This window comes from Kibdelosporangium banguiense (genome assembly GCF_017876405.1).
Classification (GTDB): domain Bacteria; phylum Actinomycetota; class Actinomycetes; order Mycobacteriales; family Pseudonocardiaceae; genus Kibdelosporangium; species Kibdelosporangium banguiense.
On sequence record NZ_JAGINW010000001.1, the window covers coordinates 7,575,434 to 7,594,620 of the forward strand.

The following is a 19,187-nucleotide window of genomic DNA, read 5'->3' on the forward strand; positions in this document are numbered from 1 at the left end:
GATCGGACGTCAGCGGACAACCTGCCTCAAGTCACGACCGGCGTTGTCACGGTGCTCCCAGCCGCAGCATGACCTTGCTGCTCGCACTGGCCGGATCAGCCGCCGTGGCAAGGGCTTCGGCGACCTGGCCGATACCGAAGATATGGGTGATCAGCGGATCCACGTCCAGACCGTCCCGCATCGCGGTCAAGGCGTCGGCGATCTCCTCGACGAAGCGGTACGACCCGGTCCAGGTGATCTCCCTGGTGACGAGATCACCGAGGACCGCGGGCGACGGGACTCCTGGCAGGTTCCCGACCTGTACCAGGGTTCCCCCACGTGCGGTCGCCCGGAGCACGGCGCCGAGGGCAGCGGTGACACCGGAAGCCTCGAAGACGACCTCGACATCGTCCGGAAGGGCTTCTCCGGCCGCGATGTCACGGACTTCGTCGGCGCCCATCGCCTGGGCGATCTTGAGCCGTGCAGGGGAGACGTCCGCAGCGATCACGGCGCGAGCGCCCTGGTACTTCGCCGCGGCGACAACCAGAGCGCCGATCGGCCCTGCGCCGTTGACAAGAACATCACGGCCGCGCACGGAACCGGCGCGGTTGACCGCGTGCAGAGCAACCGCAAGAGGTTCGGCAAGGGCGCCATGCTTGGTGCTCACGCCGTCAGGCAGTAGCCGGATCTGGTCCGTGCGGACGACTTTGTACTCGCTGAACGCGCCGTCGGTGTGCGGGTCGAAAGCCGCGGAGCCGAAGTACCGGATCCTGGTGTGCAGGTTCGTCCGGCCAGAGATCCGTTCGGGCAGTGCGTCCGGGCTCTCGATGGTCGCGGGGTGAACGGTCGCGGCCCGCCCGGCGTCCGGGCCCGTCACGATCCGGCCCGCCACCTCATGGCCGAGGACAAGCGGATGCTTGAGCAGCGCGGTTCCGGACGCCCCGTACTTCCAGTAGGAGAGGTCGGAACCACAGATGCCACCCCATTCCACGGCGAGCAGTACCTCACCCGCCGCGGGCACGGGCTCGGGCCGCTCGTCGATCCGAACGTCGCCGGGCCCGTGCACTACAACGGCTTTCACGCGGCGTCCTCCAGACGTACCAGGTCACGGCCTCGCGTTTCGGGCGCCAGCACGGTCGAGACGAGGGTGATGAGCGAGTAGACGATGAGCATCGCGGCGACCGGCCACCAGTGCCCGGTGGTGGCGGTGAGCGTGGCGGCCACGACCGGGCCGATCGCGGTGGCCAGGATCCCGCCGATCTCCTTGGCGACGGCGAGCTGGGTGAACCGGTTGCGGGAGCCGAACAACTCGGCCATCGTGACGCTTTCCAGCGAGAACAACCCGAGGACGCCGATGTTGAGGGCGATGACCATGCCCAGCACGAGCGCCGGCGTGCTGCCGCTGGTGATCAGGAGCATCAGCGGGAAGGCCAGCACGATGGTCAGCACGCTCAGCGCGGCGTAGACCGGGCGCCGTCCGAAGCGGTCGCCGAGCATGCCGACCACCGGCACCGTCACGAACCCCAGCAGCGAGCCGTACACGATCGCGCTCGTCGGAATGGACTTGTTCACCAGCAACGTCGTCGCGATGTAGCCGACGAGGAACGTCTGTACCAGGCCGGAGTTGCCTGCCTGGCCGAACCGCAGTCCCAGTGCCAGGAAGAACGCCTTGCCCTTGCGCTGACGCAGTCCCTCTTCCAACGTGCCCTTGGCCTCGATTTCGGAGGCTTCGATTTCGGAGCGGGACAGCGCGACGCCGTCGACGACGTCCGGGCGCTCCTCGAAGACCGGGCTTTCCTTCAGCCTGGTACGCACCCAGACCGCGAAGATCAGCAGCACGAAGCTCAGCAGGAACGGCAGCCGCCAGCCCCACGAGAGCAACTGCTGCTCCGAAAGCACACTGATCAGCACCGCCCACAATCCTGATGCCGCAAGCGTTCCCGAGTTGGTTCCCAGGGAGACGAGGGACGCGATCAGTCCCCGGCGCCGTACGGGGGCGTACTCGGCGAGCATGACTGTCGCCCCGGCGATCTCGGCGCCTGCGCCGAAGCCCTGGACCAGGCGTAAAGCGACCAGCAGGATGGGCGCGGCGATGCCGATGGTCTGATAGGTGGGCAGTGCGCCGATCAGGGTGGTGGAGACGCCCATCAGGGCGATGGTCAGAAACAGCACGCGCTTGCGCCCGATCCGGTCGCCCATCCGTCCGAAGTAGACCGCACCGGCCAGGCGGGCGACATATCCGACACCGTAGGTGGCCATCGCGGCGATCAGCCCGATGGCCGGGCTGACGTCCGGGAAGAAGATCTTGTTGAACACGATGGCGGCGGCCAGCGAGTACAGCTGGAAGTCCATGAACTCCATGGCCGTGCCCAGCCAGCCGGACACGGCCGCCTTGGTCAGGTCGCCGGTGGTTCGTTGCGGGGCCGGGGCGGCCACCGGCTGGAGGTTGTCGGTCATCACGTCGCTCCGTTGCTTGTGATCGAGGGTGCCGTTGATCGATGGGTCTCAGACTTCGATGCGCCCCGCGGTCAGCGCGGGCAGATGGGCGCCGATCGCGGAGACGAAGTCCGTGTGCCCGGCCAGGTCGGGCGCACCCAGGGCGCCCAGCAACCGCCGCACCACGTCGACCGCGTCGCGTGCACCACGCCAGCAGTCGGCCAGTACGGCATCCGACGGATCTGTCATGCCCGTTTCCTCGTACGGGCCGGTCGTCCTGACCCACGCGGCCATCGCGAGCTCGAGCAGGGGCGCGGACTTCGACTGGGCCAGAATCGACCGCAGGGCGCCGAACCATCGCTCCGGCAGCTTGAGCGAGCCGTCCGATCCGATCTGACGCAACTGGTGCTGCATCGCCGGATTGCGGAACCTCTCGACCAGTTCGTCGACGTACGCCGCGACATTCGAGCCGGGCAGCGTCGTGGCCATCTCCGCACAGAAACGTCGGACGAAACGCTCGCCCCACTCCGATCGCAGGACATCCGCGACTGTGACGAACCCGGCCGCCGAGCCCACATAGGCCAATGCCGAGTGCGTTCCGTTGAGCAGGCGCAGTTTCCGCAACTGGTGCGGCGCGACGTCCGGTACGAAGAGAGCACCGTCCAGTTCCCACGGTGGACGGTCCGCGGCGAACGAATCCTCCAGAATCCACTGCCGGTACGGTTCCGCGACCACCGGAACCGCGTCGGACAGGCCCAGCGCGGTCGATGCGGCGGCCTGATCACCGGCGGTGGTCGCCGGGACGATGCGGTCCACGATCGTGGCGGGAAAGGCGACGGAGGTCGCCAGCCAGTCCAGCAACGGTTCCCGGTCAGGCCAGAGGGATGCTTCGACGAAATCACGGACCACGGTATGCAGCGCACTGCCGTTCGCCGTGATGTTGTCGCACGACACCACGCTGATCGGCGCGCCATTGCGGCGGTATCTCGTCGCGAGTGCGTGCGCCAGTGCACCGACGACAGTGCGTGGCGTTCCCGTGGTGACGAGGTCGACTGCCACTTCTGGTGCGCGGGTGTCGAGTCGTCCGTTGCCGGCGCGGCGGAAGTACGCCTTCTCTGTGACGGTCAGCGTGATGACACTGACGTCAGGCTCGCTGACAAGGTCGTGAATCCGAGCGGAGTCGCGGTGCATCGACAAGGCTTCGACGATCGATCCGACCACCCGGGGACGAGGCTCGCCAGGTGCGCGATCGGTCACTGTGTACAGGCAGTCCTGAGCTCGCATCGTGTCTACTATGGACTGCGAACGCGGGGCGACCGCCGCAACACCCCACGGCTGCGCTGACGCGGCGGCCGCGGCTTCGGTATAGACGGCCTGGTGTGCCCGATGGAACGCACCCAGTCCGAAATGGACGACACGCGGAGCGAGTTCGGCCCGGTCGATCAGCGGACGGCTGTCCTTGCTCACCTTGTTCAGTGTGGCGAGACTGAGTGGTTTGAGCATGCCGGTCACCAGTCGTGCATCGAGCCGTCGAGGCGGCGTGCCACGGGCAGGTAGCGGGGCTGGTACTCGAACTTCGCGGCGGCCTTCTCGTCGTACTCGACGCCCAGTCCCGGTGCCTCGGAGGGCAGCAGCATGCCGTCGGAGAAGCGGACGTCGCTGTGGAACACCTCCGCGGTTTCCCGGGCGAACCCCATGTACTCCTGGATGCCGAAGTTCGGCACGGTGATGTCCAGGTGCACGGCGGCCGCGAGAGTGATGGGGGACAGGTCGGCCGCGCCGTGCGACCCGGTCCGGACCTGATAAAGCGAGGCGAGGTCGAAGATCCTGCGCAGGTGCGTGATCCCGCCCGCGTGCACGACGGTGGCGCGGACGTAGTCGATCAGCTGCTCGGTGATCAGGTGCTGGACGTCCCAGATCGAGCTGAAGACCTCGCCGACCGCGATGGGGGTCGTGGTGTGCCGGCGGATGAGCCGGAACGCCTCCTGGTTCTCGGCGGGAGTCGGGTCCTCCATCCAGAACAGCCGGCAGTCCTCCACGCTCTTGCCGAACCGTGCCGCCTCGATCGGCGTGAGCCGGTGGTGGACGTCGTGCAGCAGATGGAAGTCGAACCCGAACCGGTCGCGGACGGCACGCAGACAACCGGGCGCGAAGTCGAGATAGGCCTCGGTGCTCCACAGCTGCTCATCAGGCAGGCTGGTTGCCGCGGGCTCGTAGACCTCGCCCTTGCGTACGCCGTAAGAACCTTCGATGCCTGGCACAGCTGCCTGTGCGCGGATCGCCTTGTAGCCGAGTTCCTTGAACCGGGCCACGTCGTCGAGCAGGGACGGCACGTCGGCCCCGCTCGCGTGCGAGTAGACGAGCACGCCGTCCCGGGCGCGACCGCCCAGCAACTGGTAGACGGGCAGATTCGCGACCTTGCCCTTGATATCCCACAGTGCTGTGTCGACAGCGGAGATCGCGGTCATGGTGACAGGCCCGCGCCGCCAGTAGGCGCCCCGGTACAGGTACTGCCACGTGTCCTCGATGCGGGCGGGGTCGCGGCCGATCAGCAGGGGCACGACGTGGTCACGCAGGTAGCTGGCCACCGACAGTTCCCGGCCGTTGAGGGTCGCGTCGCCTAGCCCGGTCACCCCGTCGGAGGTCGTGATCCGCAGCGTGACGTAGTTGCGGCCGGGGGAGGTGACCAGCACCTCGGCCCGTTCGATCCTGCTCACGACACTCCGCTCCCTCACTCGTCGGCCAGCGCTTGTATACAAGTACTTGTATGTCAGCCTGTCAAGGGTGCGTGTAATGATCGGATGACCGACGCGGGCCGCTTAGGATGAGGCCGTGGCCAAACAGAGCAGCGGGCGAACAAGCCGCCGCGCCGTGTACGAGACACTTCGGCGGAAGGTGCTGACGCTCGAGCTGCCACCGGGTGCCGCCCTGTCGGAGAATGAGCTCGCGGCCGCGCTCGGGGTCAGTCGCACACCGGTGCGTGAGAGCCTGATCCTGCTGGCGGACGAAGGCCTGGTCCAGGTCTTCCCGCAGATCGGGTCGTTCGTCTCACGGGTCGATCCGCAGCGCGTGGCCGACGCGCAGTTCCTGCGTGAGGCGGTGGAACTGGCCTCGCTCGACGACCTGCCCGAGCAGCTGGACACCGAGCTTGTCGCCGACCTGCTGGCCAATCTCGACAAGCAGCGGCAGCCGGACATCGGCCTGGAGGAGTTCTTCGCCCTCGACGAGGCCTTCCACCGCGGGCTGCTCCAGCTCAGCGGCCACGGCAACGTCTGGACCACGGTCGCGTCGGCCAAGGGACACCTCGACCGGGCGCGTCGTCTGGGCCTCTACGACGCGCAGTCCCCGGCCGTGTTCGCGACCCAGCATGTCGAGATCCTCCAGGCCGTCCTGGACAAGGACATCACGCTGGCCCGGTCGGCGATGCGCAGGCACCTGCGTGCGGTCTTCGAGGATGTCGAGCGGATCCGTGCCCGCTCGCCCGAGCTGTTCAACGCCGATCGCGACTCGGTGCCGACCAGGCGGAGCGTCGTCGTCTGGGAGTGATCTTCACGCGGTCACGACCACGCGGTGTCCTTGAGGTGAACAACAGGAGATGTGGGCGCCCGCGGCGGCCGGCGTCCCGTATTTTCCCAGTGTGGGGCGGGGAACAAGCGGATACCGCGAGTAGAAATGGTCACGTCGCAGCAGGTTACGCAGCGCGTCGCCGGTACTGAGCCGGGCGACGTCGAGCCGCCGCAGCGGGAGTCCTTGCGGGCCATGGTCCGCCGCCAACGGCGATCTCTCGGCAGGCACAGCGGTATCCAGTACTGGCTGCGGGTCCGGGGTTACTACATTCTCGCCGCCTTCGCCGGACTGTACGTGGCCAACGCCGTGGTCATCGGCGGACGGGTCGCCTACGACGTCAGTGTCCAGATCGATTCGCCGTGGGATACCGCCAGTCCGTGGCTGGCGCTGCCGCTTTCCATCGCGGGCTGGCTTGTCGTCACGGGATTCGCCGGTGCTGTGGCCGGTTACGTGGTCACCGAGGTGACGGACAACCGCAACATCGGGCGGTTACGCGGCCGGTCGGCCACGCGGCGGATCGGGTCGATTCCCTTGCTCGATCGCCTGCAGTACGGCAGGCACGGTTTCGAGGTCCCGCACTACTTCGGGATCCGATTCGTCCTGCGCCACCAAGGCGACTGGGTCACGGCCCAGGACCACTGGGAGATCGTCGTCGAGAAATTCCTCAATGCCGAGGGTGACCGCGGCAAAGGGCCGAAACAGGTGATGTGGGAGGCCGTGCTCGAGGCCTCGTACGTCCTGGACGGCATGTCCGGCCGGTGCCCCGAGTGCGCGGCCAAGGGAGGCCGGGCAGATGCCAAGCTCTGATCGCCGGGCGCGGCACAGCGTCGACGAACTCACCAAGCAGCTGCTCGTCGCGGCTTACTCGGAACAGGATCCGTCCTGGATCGACGAGCAGGCGGCGACTGCAGGGGAACGGATCGCCCAGGCCAAGCAGGCGCAGCCTTCGACGGCGGCAGGCGCGCGGCGCCTGTCCGACGCGGTGGTCAACCGAGCCGATCCACGCAGGCGTACCGCAGGTCAGCGCTTCGTCTTCGGGATCGCGCTTGCCACCGTGGCAGTCGTGGCGGCTGTTCTGGGAGTCACGGAACGGCAATGGGTCGCGGAGGCCGCCATCAGCGCGGTCGGTATTGGCGGTGTGCTGGCCGGGGTGGCCGTGACCAGCGTGGGCACGATCGTGTCCTACGTGAGGTCGCGCCGGGAGCGGGTTCTGTCCTGCCGCGTCCGGATCGACGCTCCGTTCGGCGTCGACATCGGCGAAACCGTCCGGCTGGAGGGCGAACGGCACGCTGTGGCCGATCCCGGCGTGGTGGTCGTCCGGATCAAGAACACCGGTGGCACGGCGATCGACCCCGAGGACTACGTCTCCCCGCTCAGCCTGCATTTCCCCGGCCGGACGGTGGTATCGGTCGACGCCACCGAGTTCGAGCCCGCCGAGCTGCAGAAAGTGCTGGCCGGCCTGCCGGAGTTCACCATCGAGCAGGACCGCGTGAAGCTCCCGATGATCGGGCTCAGGCCGGAGCACTCGTTCAAGCTGATCATCGTGCTGTCCGGCACGAAACCGGGCTCCAAGCACCAGGTCGTGGTCGAAGGCGGCCTGCGCGAAGGCAGGATCACCACACGTGAGGGCAAGCAGAAGGTCCGGCCGGAGACACTCGTCTGGGGCGGCCTGACTGCGATCTGCGCCGGGGCGTTCGCGGTTGTGTTGTTGCTCAACAACGTCACGCCGTTCACCAGACTCCCCGAAGGCGTGTCGTGTGTGCCCGGCTCGCTGACAGCGGAAGGCTCGAGCGCGTTCGGCCGTGCCGCAACGGAACTGGCCGGCACTTACCATGCCTACTGCCCGGAGACGTCCATCAGGATCCGGACGCCCGGCAGCCGGGAAGGCCTGGAGCGACTGGCCGACGCCGCCGAGGACGGCACCCGGCACCTGGCGTTCTCCGACGGCCGGTTCGACGAGCCGCAGTTCCGTGAGCTGGTGGCCCAGCCGCTCGCGATCGTCCCGTTCACGTTCGTGGCCAGTGACGACGTGCCGGTCGGCTCGCTGTCGCTCAGGGACGCGCGGCGGATCTTCACCGGCGCGGCCCGGGTCTGGAGCGACATCACCGCGAACCCGCGTGACACCGGCGAAATCCGGGTCGTGGGCAGGTCCACCGACTCGGGAACCCGCCGCACCCTGGAACGGCACGTCCTCAGCAGCACCCCCGGCACGCAGGTCGGACAGGTGGACCCCACATCGGACTCCTGCCGGGATCGGCGGCCCGGTGTCCCGCCCGGCCTGCCGATCGTCTGTGAGCAGGGCTCGACCGGCGACCTGATCGACCGCGTGGCCAACCTCGACGGCGCGATCGGATACGCCGACGTGTCGGACGCCGATCAGGCCACCGGCGTCAAGAAGATCAACCTGGACGGCTACGGCGCCACCCTCGGCGACATCCGCGACCACGACTATCCGTTCTGGACAGTGGAATACGTCTACAGCCACGGCCGCCCCGAGCCGGGCTCCCTGCCTGAGGTGTTCACGACCTTCCTGCTCGCCCGGGAGAGCAGTGCAGTCATGGAGGGCTTCCAGTACTACTCCTGCGTAGGCGAGATGGGCGCACTCTGCGCTCTGCGCTGACCTGGTTGCACCGGCACCTTGTAACCAATTGCCTGTGCTGAGCAATATGGCCCTTGGCAGGCTGGTCCTTCTGGGGAAGGAGTGCCGTGCGGGGTGAGATCCGGCTGTTGGGACCGGTCGAGGTGATCGGTCCGCTGGGCCCAGCGGCCTTGCAGGGTGCGCGGCAGCGGGCTGTGGTGGGGGCGCTGGCGTTGCATCCCGGCCAGGTCGTGTCCCAGGACCGGCTCGTTGACGTGCTGTGGGACGACGATCCACCACGCACGGCGGTGAAATCCCTGCACAGCCACGTGGCGCGCGTCCGTCAGGTGCTGGGCGAATGCGGTCTTCCCGGTGTGCTTCTGACCCGTGAGCCCGGATACGTTCTGACGATCGACGCGGACATGGTCGACGCGCACAGGTTCGAACAAACTGTCGTCACGGCGAAACAAGACCTGTCCGGTAACACTGTTGCCGACCGGTTGCGGGCGGCGCTCGCGTTGTGGCGTGGGGACGCCTTGGCGGACACGGGGTTCGCCGGATGGGGAGTCGCGGAGATCAACCGGCTGCACGAGTTGCGGCTCGCCGCCTGGGAGTGCTTGTGGGACGCGGAACTTCGCCGGGGCAACCACAGCGAAGCGGTCACCGACCTGGAACGGTTGCTGGTCAAGTATCCGACGAGAGAGCGGCTCGTCGCCCTGTACATGCGTGCCCTGTACCGGTGTGGTAGGCACGTTGACGCGTTGGACGCCTACCAGCGGCTACGGGACCGGCTGGACGACGAGCTCGGCGTCGACCCGGGACCCGAGCTCAACGGCCTCTACACCGACATTCTGCGACGTTCGCCTGCCCTCGGATCACCACAAGTGGCCACCAACACGGCGGCACCAGCCCAGTTGCCTGCTCGCGTGGGGTACTTCGTCGGGCGGGACGCGCAGCTGGAGGCGCTGGACGAAGTCCTTGCCGACGCCGGTGACCGGCCGGTGATCGTGATCTCCGGCGCGGCGGGCATGGGCAAGACAGCACTGGCAGTGCAGTGGGCACACCAGGCCGCAAGCCGGTTCCCGGACGGACAGCTGTTTCTTGACCTGCGCGGACACGACCCGGACACGGCGATCTCCACCACCGACGCGCTGACCCACCTGCTGCTCGGGCTCGGCGTGCCCGACGACCGGATCCCGGCCGGACTGGTCGACAAGGCCAGCCTGTACCGGTCGCTGCTGCACGACCGGCGAATCCTGGTGGTCCTGGACAACTGCGGCGTGACCGACGACATCCTTCCGCTGGTCCCGGGCAGTGCCACCGGACTGTTGCTGATCACCAGCCGGAACACGCTGGCGCCGCTCGTGGTCCGTCATGCCGTCCAAGTCATCGGTCTCGACGCGTTGGCCCACAACGAGGCCGTGCGTCTGCTCGGCCGGGTGCTCGGAGCCGCACGCGTCGAGCGGGAGCCTGTGCCTGCGGCACATCTGGTGCGCCTGTGCGGCGGGATGCCGCTCGCGCTACGGATCGCCACGGCCAAGCTGCTCATGCGGCCGGACCGGCCGATCCGGGACCTGGTCGACGAGCTGGCCAGCGCCGACCGGCTGGATTCGCTGGCGGTGCCCGGTGACTCGCTGAGCGTCCGGACCGTGTTCGCCAGCGCCTACCGCTCACTCAGCGAACCCACTGCCCGTGCGTTCCGCATGCTGGGAGTACATCCGGGGGCGAGTTTCTGCGTGCACCTGGTCGCAGCGGCTTGTGGTGTCCCGGCAGCCGGGGCAAAGCCCAGAGTCGCCGAGCTGGCCGCTTCTCACCTGGTGAACGAGGTGGGCGGTGCCCGCTACCGGCTGCACGACCTGATCAAGGTCTTCGCGCATCAGTGCGCACTGGTCGACGAGTCCGGTGCCGAACGCGCGGCGGCGGGTGTCCGGATCGTGGACTGGTACCTGGCGCTGGCCGGCGTCGAACTGTCCTCAGTAGAGGTTCCACGGTTCGCCGACCAGAACGCCGCCTTCGACTTCCTGGACACAGAGCGGCACAACATGGTCGCGGTCGTACAGTTCGCCAACGACAACGGCCTGCACGCGGCGGCCTGGCAGCTGACATCGGCGTTGACCGCGTTCTTCAACGCTCGTGGGCACTGGACCGAACGTATCGAGATGTGCAAGGTCGGCGTCGCTGCTGCCGCCGAGCTCGACGATCCGGCCGCGGAAGGCGAGGCACTGCGTTCCCTAGGCACGGCATACCGTCTCGCGCACCGGATGATCGAAGCGCTTGCCTGCTACCCGCGTGCGCTCGAACTGATGCGCGCGGCCGGGGACAAGAGCGGGGAAGCGGCTGTGTACAACAACATCGGCGGCGCGCACGTGCAACTCCGGCGGTTCGACGAGGCCGTCAACGCCTACCAGCAGGCCATCGACCTGCAGACCGCAGCCGGCAACACGCGCGGAATGGCGCTGGCACAACGGAATCTCGGCTACACCTATGTCTGCGTCCGGCGGCCCGAGCTGAGCTTCGACCTGCTTCAACCGGCGTTGGCGCATGCCCGGTCGCTGGGGGACACCTGGCTGGAGGCAGGCACGTTGGACAGTCTCGGCGAGGCGTTCCGCCTGCAGGGCGAGCTCGGCCCGGCGCTGGAGCATTTCCGTGAGGCGCTTGCGATCGCGCGGCGGACGGGGGACCGCAGGTTCGAGTCGGAGTCGTTCAACAACATCGGGATCACCCTGCTCGATCAAGGTGACCCGGATGCCGCACTGGAGAACCTCAACCAGGCGCTGGCCGCCAGCCAGGAGCTGGCGGACCTGCACCTGGAGTCGTTGACGCGCGGCAATATCGGACGTGCCCGGCTGGCCGTGGGCGATCTAGCCGGCGCTCGCGAACAACTCCGGCATGCGCTCGCCATCCGGGAGCGGGTCCCGGACGACTACGCCGAAGCCCTGCTGCACAGCGATCTGGCCGACCTGGAGGACAGGTCCGGCCAGCCGGACACTGCCGCGCGGCATCGCCTGTTGTCCGCGCGGTTGGACAACAGCACTACCGCGTCATGATGTCGATCTTCACCCGGCTGCGCTCGGTGTAGCCGTCGTGCGTGGACCGGAACTCCGCGAAGAAGAACTCGAAGCCCTCACCCGGCTGGTTGGGCAGGATCCGGATCGGCGCGACGGTGTCCAGCCGGCCGGCGGGAATCCGCACCTGACCATTGTGGACACCGACGTAGTCCTGTCCTTCTTTGGCCGTACCGTCAATGGTGTCGTAGAAGACGGACACGTCGTCGCGTGCCGGCACTGACAGGCCGATCGTGATCGGGACGGTCATATCGGCCTGCAGGCACATCGGCGAGCTGATCTCGGATCTGGTGCAGGGGCTGGGAACCTCGACCTCCGAGGAGGGCCTTTCCAGGCACACCGCGACCTCCTCGGGCACCTCGTAGAGCGAGTCCACCAGCGTCTGCACCGGGATCTCCTTGGTCGGCTGGTCGCCGGGCTTCCACTCCAGCAGCCCGGTCCTGGCGATGTAGTCCGCCTTGGGGCTCGCCGGCCCGCTTCCCGGGATCGCGTCGAAACCACCGCCGGCCACCGGGGCCTGGGTGCGGAAGGTCACCGTGCCGACAGTCGGGCAGCCTGGCGGCGTGATCAGCGTCGCGGTGAACACGAGCGGGTTGCCCTCGCGCACACTCGGCGCGGGATCGATCCGGATCGTTCGCGGGCAGACCGGATCCGCGGCGGCCGGCGTCGCCACCCCGGCCATAGTCACGGCGACGGCGACCAAGATCCCCGTTGTCCTCATGGCTTCCTCCCTGTGATTGACCCCAGCTATGCGTACGTGTAACCGACCTGGGTTGTGGCCGGGTTGTGGAGGCTGGCCCGCTACGACATCCGGGGCGCAACCGGACATGACAACCGTGGCGGCAACCATCTGAGGAAGGAGCGCCATGAACACCCGACTGCGCCGATGCCTTGCGGTGTTCGGTGCCGCGATAGTGACCGTGACCCTGGCCGCGAGCCCCGGTCACGCAGCCGAAGAAAAGGACGGGCCGGAAGGCTCCGACCCGATCACCGACCCGGTACCGGGTGACTTCCGGTCATGGGATGACCTGTTCGCTGCCCAGCAGCAACTCAACACGGCCGCCGACACCATCACCAATGCCCGCGACGAACAGAAGGACGAAGGCTTCTCCGGTGTGACCGCGGCGCCTGAGGAACGCCGGGTCGTGCTGTACTGGCGTGGTCCCGTTCCGCCACGGGTGCAGGAAGCGGTCAAGGAAGCCAGCCGGACCGCACCGGTCGCGCTGGCCCAGAGCCGTTACTCCGAGCAGGAACTGCTCAGCGAAGGCCAGGCCCTGCAGAGCGAGAAGGCGGTGACCGGCGTCGCTCCGAACGTCGACGGCAGCGGGCTGTCGGTGTCGGTCTCGGTGTCCGAAGAGGAGGCTCGCGCGCTGCCGGCCATCAAGGCTCTGCGTGTGCCGTACGTCATCTTCCCGTTCATCACCGCGGACGCGTTGGCTTTCAACCGTCAGGCGGACATTCCGCCGTACTGGGGCGGTGCCCGCTGGCACAGTCCATCCCGTCACTGCAGCACCGGTTTCGCCATCAGGTTGGGCGGAACCTCGGCCATCCTCGGTTCCGGCCACTGCGGCAACAACGGCCAGAGTGCCTGGATCAACGGCGGCGCCTTCATGGGCCCGATCATCAACAAGAACGCGCTGCGGGACACACTGGCCATCCGGACCTACGCGGCCGGCCGGATCTACAGCGGCGGAATCTTCTCCAACCTCTCGATCCCGGTGAAGGGCAAGCAATCCAGCTACGTCGGCAACTACACCTGCAACTCGGGTGCCTTCACCGGCCTGCGCTGCGTCAGCAGGGTGACGTCGGTGAACAACCTGATCCTGACCAACGTCGGCTTCATGTTCCCCATGGTCCGCGCCACAAGCATCTCCAACACGCCCGCGGCCGGCCTCGGTGACAGCGGCGGCCCAGTCATCAGCTACTGGAACTATGCCCTGCTGCGGCAAGCCCTGGGCAAGGGCACAATCTCAGCGGGTTCCGGACGCCTGGGCCCGTGCGGCATCTCGTCCCAGTGCTACCGGACTGTGTATTACGCGGATCTGACCCAGACGCTGTCTTTCTACGGCGCCACCCTCCAACTCGGATGACCTCAGCCTGACCTTTGACGACAAGCGCGGCCACCACTCGCTGGTGGCCGCGTCCGTCTGAGTACCGCCGATACTCTTCTGCGGAATCCCCACTCGGATTACGAAAGGTGCCTCCACCGGTTCAACAGGGAGACACCGATGAGGAAATCACTGACAAGGCTGCTGCTGGTCGCGTGCGGCGTGCTGCTCGCACTGTTCTCAACCGGCCTCGGCCAAGCCCAGGCAGCAACCAACACCGGCGGCCTGGACCTGGACACCTACTGCCGTTCGACAGGCAACATCAGCGCCACAACCGTCGGTTCCACCGCGTACGACTGGAGGTGCGTGACGCCCCAGGGCCAACTGGTCCCGATCTCGATGACGGACGTCTGCCGCGTCCAACGCGGAGCCGACACCATCGACCGAACCTACAACTTCTTCAGCACAGGCTCCTGGGAATGCTGGCGCACCGGCGGAAACCTCGGCGGCCTGGACCTCAACCGCCACTGCCGCTCCACAGGCAACCTCAGCGCCACAACCGTAGGCTCGACCGCCTACGACTGGAGATGCGTGACCCCTCAGGGCCAACTGGTCCCGATCTCGATGACCAACGCCTGCCAAACCCAACGCGGCATCAACTCCATCGACCGATTCAACAACTTCTACAACAGCTCCTCCTGGGAGTGCTGGTCATAACCACCCCCGCCGCGCCCGCCCAAAAACCGGGCGCGGCGGCCCACACGAGCCACTCCAGTCGGGGATCGCGATTATTTGTTACATATTCATATTCCTTTCGCTTGGTGAAATTGTCGAACTTCGATTGAGGGAGATGAATTGGAGTCATGTTTGGCTGATGAGCGCAGTGCAATCCCGGCTTTTCGTCCCGCATACGCTCCTCGCCTGGCTCGGCAAGACCGCCGGAGGCCAGAACTGGCCTGGTGGGGCATACTGAAGCACGTCGCGACGAACAACTACCGGACAGAGGATGTCATGATTGCGGAACCGATGCCCAACTGGCTTCGCCCGCCACCAGGCGGCTTTACCGCCGATGACCTCGACCGGCTCCCGGACCTGCCGCCGCACACCGAACTGATCGACGGGAGCCTCGTTTTCGTGAGCCCGCAGCCTGCGTTCCACGCGCTCACCGTGGATCTTCTGAACAACGGGTTGCACCGCTGTGCTCCGGACTCCATGCGAGTGCGCCGGGAGATGACGGTCACCCTTGACAACCGGCAGCGTCCCGAGCCGGATGTCCTCGTCATCGATGCTGCTGCGGCGGGCGACATAGACGGGACAACCTATCGGGCAGACGACGTCATCCTCGCCGTGGAAGTCGTGTCGCCGGACTCCGAGCGCCGAGACCGGGAGCGCAAGCCTCAGCTTTACGCACAGGCCGGAATCCGGCACTTCTGGCGAGTCGAAAAAGTCGACAAGCGGCCTGCCGTCTATGTCTACGAGCTCGACCCGGCCACCCACGCCTACGCGCTCACCGGCATTCACCACGACAGGCTGGTGCTCACCTTGCCGTTCGACATCGACATCGACCTGACCGAGCTTGACAAGCTCTGACCGGTCACGCGCGGCGTTCGGACTGGCCGGGTCCCGCTGTGAACTTTCTTGCCAGCGGACGGTCGCGGTGGAGCCGGTCGAACGGCGACCGTAATCAGCAACCGTTGCGTGCGTGAGTCTCAGTGATTGTGTCACTGGGACTCTTTCTGTTTCAACGACCGTGTTGTCCTCAGACAGGACAGGCAATTGTCCCCGTGTGTGATCGGATCACAGCGCGTCGCACTGCTTGCGGGCTTCGTCGAGCTGACCGATCGCCTTCTCGTCGAGCCGGAAGTTACGGCCGATCGATGTGTGGGCTTGGTCGAGTGCCTCGCTCAATGCCTTGTACCGGTTGTCATCCCTGGCCGCGGCGTCAGCCAGAACGCGCGCCGCGGCCAGCCGGTCGGCCACCGCCGGGCTGAAGCCGCTGCCGTCGTCCTTGTTGGGCAGACGACCGGCGGCCGGTTTGAGCTCGCCCACCCGGTCCAGGGTGGCGCAGGCGGCCGAGGCATCGCCGGCCGGACCGGCCGAATCGCCGGATGTGCCCACCAGCAACCAGATCAGCCCCACGACGGCGGCCCCGGCCACCAACCCGATCACCAGGGCGGGCAACGTCGAGATCCGCCGGGACGGCACCGGAGACTGAGGCTCTTGAGGGAGCACGACATCGACCGCCTTCACAGCTCGAGATCAAGGGCGTCAGGCTAGACTGCCCTGTCACCCGGTGCGACGGCATATTTCCGGTCGCGGCCTACAGTGCGAGCCGTTGCCAGGATGCCGTGTCCCGCAACAGTTGCCGGTCGTGCGTGACGATCAGGACTGCGGCCGGTGTGGCCGCGAGCGCGTCCGTCAACTCGTCGACGAGCGTGGCCGACAGGTGGTTGGTCGGCTCGTCGAGCAATAGGACCGCATGCCTTGCGCCGAGCAGACAAGCGAGCCGCACTCGGTGTCGTTGCCCGACTGAGAGGGTGCTGAACGGACGGGTGCGATCGTCGACGGCGTTCAGCGCGGCGAGTGAGATCTCGACCCGTCGGTCGGCGTCCCACGCGTCCAGCGCTTCGGCCTGCGCAAGTGCAGCGGCGAAGGCATCATTCGCGCCGGGACGGTCCTCGGCGAGTGCCTCCGTGGCGCGTTCCAGATCGGCCGGCGCTGTGCGTACGGAGGCCAGTTCAAGATCGATCAGGTCACCGACGGTGTCGGTGGCATTGAGCGGGATTTGCTGGTCAGCGACTCCGAGCGAGCCTGCGCGACGCACGTCGCCGCGATCGGGTGACAGGTCACCGGCGAGCACTCGGAGCAGAGTCCGGAAAGACGGACTACGGCACCGCGGTCCGCGGCACCGGTGGAGGGCGTCGTCTCTCAGAGGAAGAACAGTTGCTGTATCACGTCCGCCAGGCTAGTGTCCTGCGCCTGAAATCTTGAGTGTAGTTCTGTAGGGTGTTTCTATGTCGCATCGTGGTCCGCGGGCTATGGAGATCGTGTTGTCCGATGTGGAGCGTTCGGAGTTGCTGCGCTGGGCGGAGGATGAGGCCCGGCCACGTTTGACCGAGCGAGCGCGGATAGTTCTGGCGTGTGCTGGCGGGGCATCGAATACCGCGGTGGCCGCCGGTTTGGGGTTGACCACGATGACGGTGGGCAAGTGGCGGTCCCGGTTCGCGGCTGATCGGTTGGCGGGCCTGGCCGATCAGCCACGGCCGGGCCGGCAGAAACCCGATTTGGTGCTCAGCGAGGCCGAACACGCGCAGTTGACGCGCTGGGCGCGGCGAGCCAAGACCACGCAGTCGTTGGCGATGCGCGCGAAGATCGTGCTGGCCTGCGCGCGGGGCGGGACGAATAAACAGGTCGCCGCCGAGTTGAGGGTGGGCCAGTCGACGGTCAACCGCTGGCGCTCCCGGTTTGTCGCCACCCGCCTGGAGGGTCTGCTCGACGAGCCTCGTCCGGGGCGGCCACCGTCCATCCTGCTTGATCGGGTGGAGGATGTCGTGGTGGCGACGTTGGAGTCCACGCCGGGCCGCGACACGCACTGGTCGCGCGCGTCGATGGCTGCCCGCACCGGGTTGTCCAAGTCCACGATCGGGCGGATCTGGCGCAAGTTCGATCTCAAGCCGCATCTGCAGGACTCGTTCAAGCTGTCGACCGATCCGCAGTTCGTGGAGAAAGTCGTGGATGTCGTTGGCCTGTATCACAATCCGCCGGAGCGGGCGGTGGTGTTGTGTGTCGATGAGAAGGCGCAGATCCAGGCGCTGGACCGCTCCCAGCCGGTCCTGCCGATGATGCCCGGCACACCCGAGCGCCGCACCCACGACTACCTGCGGCACGGCATCACCAGCCTGTTCGCCGCGTTCAACATCACCGACGGCACCGTCATCAGCGAACTGCACCGCCGCCACCGCGCGGTGGAATTCAAGAAGTTCCTCATCACCATCGACAAGGCCGTGCCAGCCGAACTCGAGGTGCATCTGGTGTGTGACAACTACGGCACGCACAACACCCCTGAGATCAAGACCTGGCTGAGCAAACACCCCCGGTTCCGCATCCACTTCACCCCGACCGGTTCCTCGTGGATGAACCAAGTAGAGCGCTGGTTCGGCCTGCTGACCGACAAACTCATCCGCCGCGGCGTGCACACCTCCGTCGCAGCCCTGGAAAAAGCCATCAAGGAATGGATCGACACCTGGAACCAGGACCCGAAACCGTTCACCTGGACCAAGACCGCCGACGAGATCCTCAACTCCCTCGCCGACTACCTCGCCAAGATCACTCCACCTACCCACACCAAAACAACATAACTACTTAAACTCGAAACCTCAGGCGCGGCACACTAGTGTCCCGAGTCGTTAATTCGTAGGCAGTAGGCTGCTAGTGTTTCGAGGATCTCGTCGGCGGTCTTGGTCCACACGAATGGTTTCGGGTCTTTGTTCCATTCGTTGATCCAGACGCGAACATCGCGTTCGAGCTCGACGACGCTGCGATGAGCGGAGCGGCGCAGCTTGCGCCTGGTCAGCTCGGCGAACCAGCGTTCCACCAAGTTCAGCCAGGACCCGCTGGTGGGGGTGAAGTGCAGTTGGAACCGTGGGTGGCGCAGCAGCCACTTCTTGACCTCAGGGGTCTTGTGGGTGCCGTAGTTGTCGCAGACCAGGTGCAGATCCAGCTCGGCCGGCACGGCTTTGTCGATCGTTTTCAGGAAGCGCAGGAACTCTTGGTGGCGATGGCGGCGGTGGTGCTCGGCGATCACCGAGCCGCTGTCCAGGTCCAGCGCGGCGAACAAGCTGGTAGTGCCGTGCCGGACATAGTCGTGGGTCATCCGCGCCGGGGTGGTGGGCATGATCGGCAGGATCGGTGCGGTGCGATCCAGCGCCTGCATCTGGGATTTCTCATCGACACAGAGCACCAGCGCGTTCGTCGGCGGGTCCAGATACAACCCGACGATATCCCGGACCTTCTCGATGAACTGCGGATCGGTGGACAGCTTCCACGTCTGCACCAGGTGCGGCTTCAAGCCGAAAGCCCGCCAGATCCGCGAGATCGCCGACTGCGACATGTCCGTGGCCGCCGCCATCGACCGCGTCGACCAATGCGTGTCATTGCGCGGTGGCTTCTGCTCCAGCGTCGCGGTGATCACCCGCTCGACCTGCTCGTCACTGATCGTGCGCGGCGCCCCCGGCCGCGGCTCATCGGTCAACCCCTCCAACCGATCCCGCACAAACCGCGCCCGCCACTTACGCACCGTCTCCCGCGACACCCCCAGAATCTCGGCAATCTCGCTGTTCGACCGATCTTTCGCACACTCCAGCACAATCCGCGACCGCAACGCCAACGCCTGCGCGGTCATACGACGACGCGTCCAGCCCGTCAGAACCCGACGCTCCTCATCGGACAGTTCCAGCGGCACAGGCTTCGGACTCGGCATCCACCCAGTCTAGTCAACTGCCTAGAAACTTACGA

The 19,187-nt window shown here is 66.7% G+C and carries 15 protein-coding genes and 1 pseudogene; 8 read left to right on the forward strand and 8 right to left on the reverse strand.

From position 1 onward, the window contains the following. Positions 1-46: 46 nt before the first annotated feature. Genes JOF56_RS34975 through manD form a run of 4 tightly spaced genes read right to left on the reverse strand, consistent with a single transcriptional unit; the run spans position 47 to position 5,132 of the window. Positions 47-1,060, reverse strand: coding sequence for an L-idonate 5-dehydrogenase (locus JOF56_RS34975; RefSeq protein ID WP_209643716.1), 1,014 nt, complete (start codon positions 1,058-1,060; stop codon positions 47-49). After that, a complete protein-coding gene (locus tag JOF56_RS34980; RefSeq protein ID WP_209643717.1) occupies positions 1,057-2,436 on the reverse strand; it encodes an MFS transporter in 1,380 nt (459 codons plus the stop codon). Before JOF56_RS34980 ends, JOF56_RS34975 begins: the two co-directional genes overlap by 4 nt. Before the next feature lie 48 nt (positions 2,437-2,484). After that, positions 2,485-3,918, reverse strand: a complete 1,434-nt coding sequence (locus tag JOF56_RS34985; protein ID WP_209643718.1) for a mannitol dehydrogenase family protein — start codon at positions 3,916-3,918, stop codon at positions 2,485-2,487. Positions 3,919-3,923: 5 nt separating this feature from the next. Then, on the reverse strand, positions 3,924-5,132 hold the full coding sequence (gene manD / locus JOF56_RS34990) for a D-mannonate dehydratase ManD (RefSeq protein ID WP_209643719.1): 1,209 nt from the start codon (positions 5,130-5,132) through the stop codon (positions 3,924-3,926). Positions 5,133-5,247: 115 nt separating this feature from the next. On the opposite strand from manD, the gene JOF56_RS60305 reads away from it, so the two are divergent. From JOF56_RS60305 to JOF56_RS35010, 4 genes are all read left to right on the forward strand, one after another. Next, the gene (locus JOF56_RS60305) at positions 5,248-5,961 is read left to right on the forward strand and encodes a GntR family transcriptional regulator (protein ID WP_209643720.1); all 714 of its coding nucleotides are present in this window, start codon (positions 5,248-5,250) and stop codon (positions 5,959-5,961) included. A gap of 126 nt (positions 5,962-6,087) precedes the next feature. After that, positions 6,088-6,789 (forward strand): DUF6313 family protein, encoded by a 702-nt coding sequence (locus tag JOF56_RS35000; RefSeq protein WP_209643721.1) that lies wholly within the window; start codon positions 6,088-6,090, stop codon positions 6,787-6,789. Further along, positions 6,776-8,602, forward strand: a complete 1,827-nt coding sequence (locus JOF56_RS35005; RefSeq protein ID WP_209643722.1) for a PstS family phosphate ABC transporter substrate-binding protein — start codon at positions 6,776-6,778, stop codon at positions 8,600-8,602. Before JOF56_RS35000 ends, JOF56_RS35005 begins: the two co-directional genes overlap by 14 nt. An 86-nt stretch (positions 8,603-8,688) precedes the next feature. Further along, positions 8,689-11,607 carry an AfsR/SARP family transcriptional regulator gene (locus tag JOF56_RS35010; RefSeq protein ID WP_209643723.1) on the forward strand — a complete coding sequence of 973 codons (2,919 nt, stop codon included), beginning with the start codon at positions 8,689-8,691 and terminating at the stop codon, positions 11,605-11,607. Here the strand turns inward: JOF56_RS35010 and JOF56_RS35015 are convergent. Next, a complete protein-coding gene (locus JOF56_RS35015; protein ID WP_209643724.1) occupies positions 11,594-12,346 on the reverse strand; it encodes a Calx-beta domain-containing protein in 753 nt (250 codons plus the stop codon). The genes JOF56_RS35010 and JOF56_RS35015 overlap by 14 nt on opposite strands. Before the next feature lie 145 nt (positions 12,347-12,491). On the opposite strand from JOF56_RS35015, the gene JOF56_RS35020 reads away from it, so the two are divergent. The 3 genes from JOF56_RS35020 to JOF56_RS35030 all read left to right on the forward strand — a co-directional run bounded on the left by JOF56_RS35020 (position 12,492) and on the right by JOF56_RS35030 (position 15,263). Continuing rightward, positions 12,492-13,715 carry a chymotrypsin family serine protease gene (locus JOF56_RS35020; protein ID WP_209643725.1) on the forward strand — a complete coding sequence of 408 codons (1,224 nt, stop codon included), beginning with the start codon at positions 12,492-12,494 and terminating at the stop codon, positions 13,713-13,715. 138 nt (positions 13,716-13,853) lie between these two features. Further along, positions 13,854-14,390: a hypothetical protein gene (locus JOF56_RS35025; RefSeq protein ID WP_209643726.1), complete on the forward strand. Its 537-nt coding sequence runs from the start codon at positions 13,854-13,856 to the stop codon at positions 14,388-14,390. Positions 14,391-14,699: 309 nt separating this feature from the next. Further along, entirely contained in the window at positions 14,700-15,263 is a 564-nt protein-coding gene (locus JOF56_RS35030; RefSeq protein ID WP_209643727.1) for a Uma2 family endonuclease, read from the forward strand. A 207-nt stretch (positions 15,264-15,470) separates the two neighbouring features. On the opposite strand, the gene JOF56_RS35035 is transcribed toward JOF56_RS35030, so the two are convergent. Continuing rightward, positions 15,471-15,923: a hypothetical protein gene (locus JOF56_RS35035; protein WP_209643728.1), complete on the reverse strand. Its 453-nt coding sequence runs from the start codon at positions 15,921-15,923 to the stop codon at positions 15,471-15,473. Between the two features lie 91 nt (positions 15,924-16,014). Further along, a pseudogene (locus JOF56_RS35040) lies at positions 16,015-16,545 on the reverse strand (ATP-binding cassette domain-containing protein); the annotation flags it as partial. A gap of 142 nt (positions 16,546-16,687) precedes the next feature. Between JOF56_RS35040 and JOF56_RS35045 the strand changes: the two are divergent. Further along, positions 16,688-18,031 carry an IS630 family transposase gene (locus tag JOF56_RS35045; protein ID WP_209643729.1) on the forward strand — a complete coding sequence of 448 codons (1,344 nt, stop codon included), beginning with the start codon at positions 16,688-16,690 and terminating at the stop codon, positions 18,029-18,031. Between the two features lie 32 nt (positions 18,032-18,063). Here the strand turns inward: JOF56_RS35045 and JOF56_RS35050 are convergent, their stop codons facing one another. Further along, complete coding sequence (locus tag JOF56_RS35050; protein ID WP_209643730.1) at positions 18,064-19,152, reverse strand: IS630 family transposase; 1,089 nt, start codon at positions 19,150-19,152, stop codon at positions 18,064-18,066. Positions 19,153-19,187 lie beyond the last annotated feature (35 nt).

What these genes read in the sequence shown, in the direction of transcription:
- JOF56_RS34980 (WP_209643717.1), bottom strand. Translation starts at nt 2,436, where the DNA reads ATGACCGACAACCTCCAGCCGGTGGCCGCCCCGGCCCCGCAACGAACC.
- JOF56_RS34985 (WP_209643718.1), bottom strand. Translation starts at nt 3,918, where the DNA reads ATGCTCAAACCACTCAGTCTCGCCACACTGAACAAGGTGAGCAAGGAC.
- JOF56_RS35000 (WP_209643721.1), top strand. Translation starts at nt 6,088, where the DNA reads ATGGTCACGTCGCAGCAGGTTACGCAGCGCGTCGCCGGTACTGAGCCG.
- JOF56_RS35005 (WP_209643722.1), top strand. Translation starts at nt 6,776, where the DNA reads ATGCCAAGCTCTGATCGCCGGGCGCGGCACAGCGTCGACGAACTCACC.
- JOF56_RS35015 (WP_209643724.1), bottom strand. Translation starts at nt 12,346, where the DNA reads ATGAGGACAACGGGGATCTTGGTCGCCGTCGCCGTGACTATGGCCGGG.
- JOF56_RS35020 (WP_209643725.1), top strand. Translation starts at nt 12,492, where the DNA reads ATGAACACCCGACTGCGCCGATGCCTTGCGGTGTTCGGTGCCGCGATA.
- JOF56_RS35025 (WP_209643726.1), top strand. Translation starts at nt 13,854, where the DNA reads ATGAGGAAATCACTGACAAGGCTGCTGCTGGTCGCGTGCGGCGTGCTG.
- JOF56_RS35030 (WP_209643727.1), top strand. Translation starts at nt 14,700, where the DNA reads ATGCCCAACTGGCTTCGCCCGCCACCAGGCGGCTTTACCGCCGATGAC.
- JOF56_RS35045 (WP_209643729.1), top strand. Translation starts at nt 16,688, where the DNA reads ATGTCGCATCGTGGTCCGCGGGCTATGGAGATCGTGTTGTCCGATGTG.
- JOF56_RS35050 (WP_209643730.1), bottom strand. Translation starts at nt 19,152, where the DNA reads ATGCCGAGTCCGAAGCCTGTGCCGCTGGAACTGTCCGATGAGGAGCGT.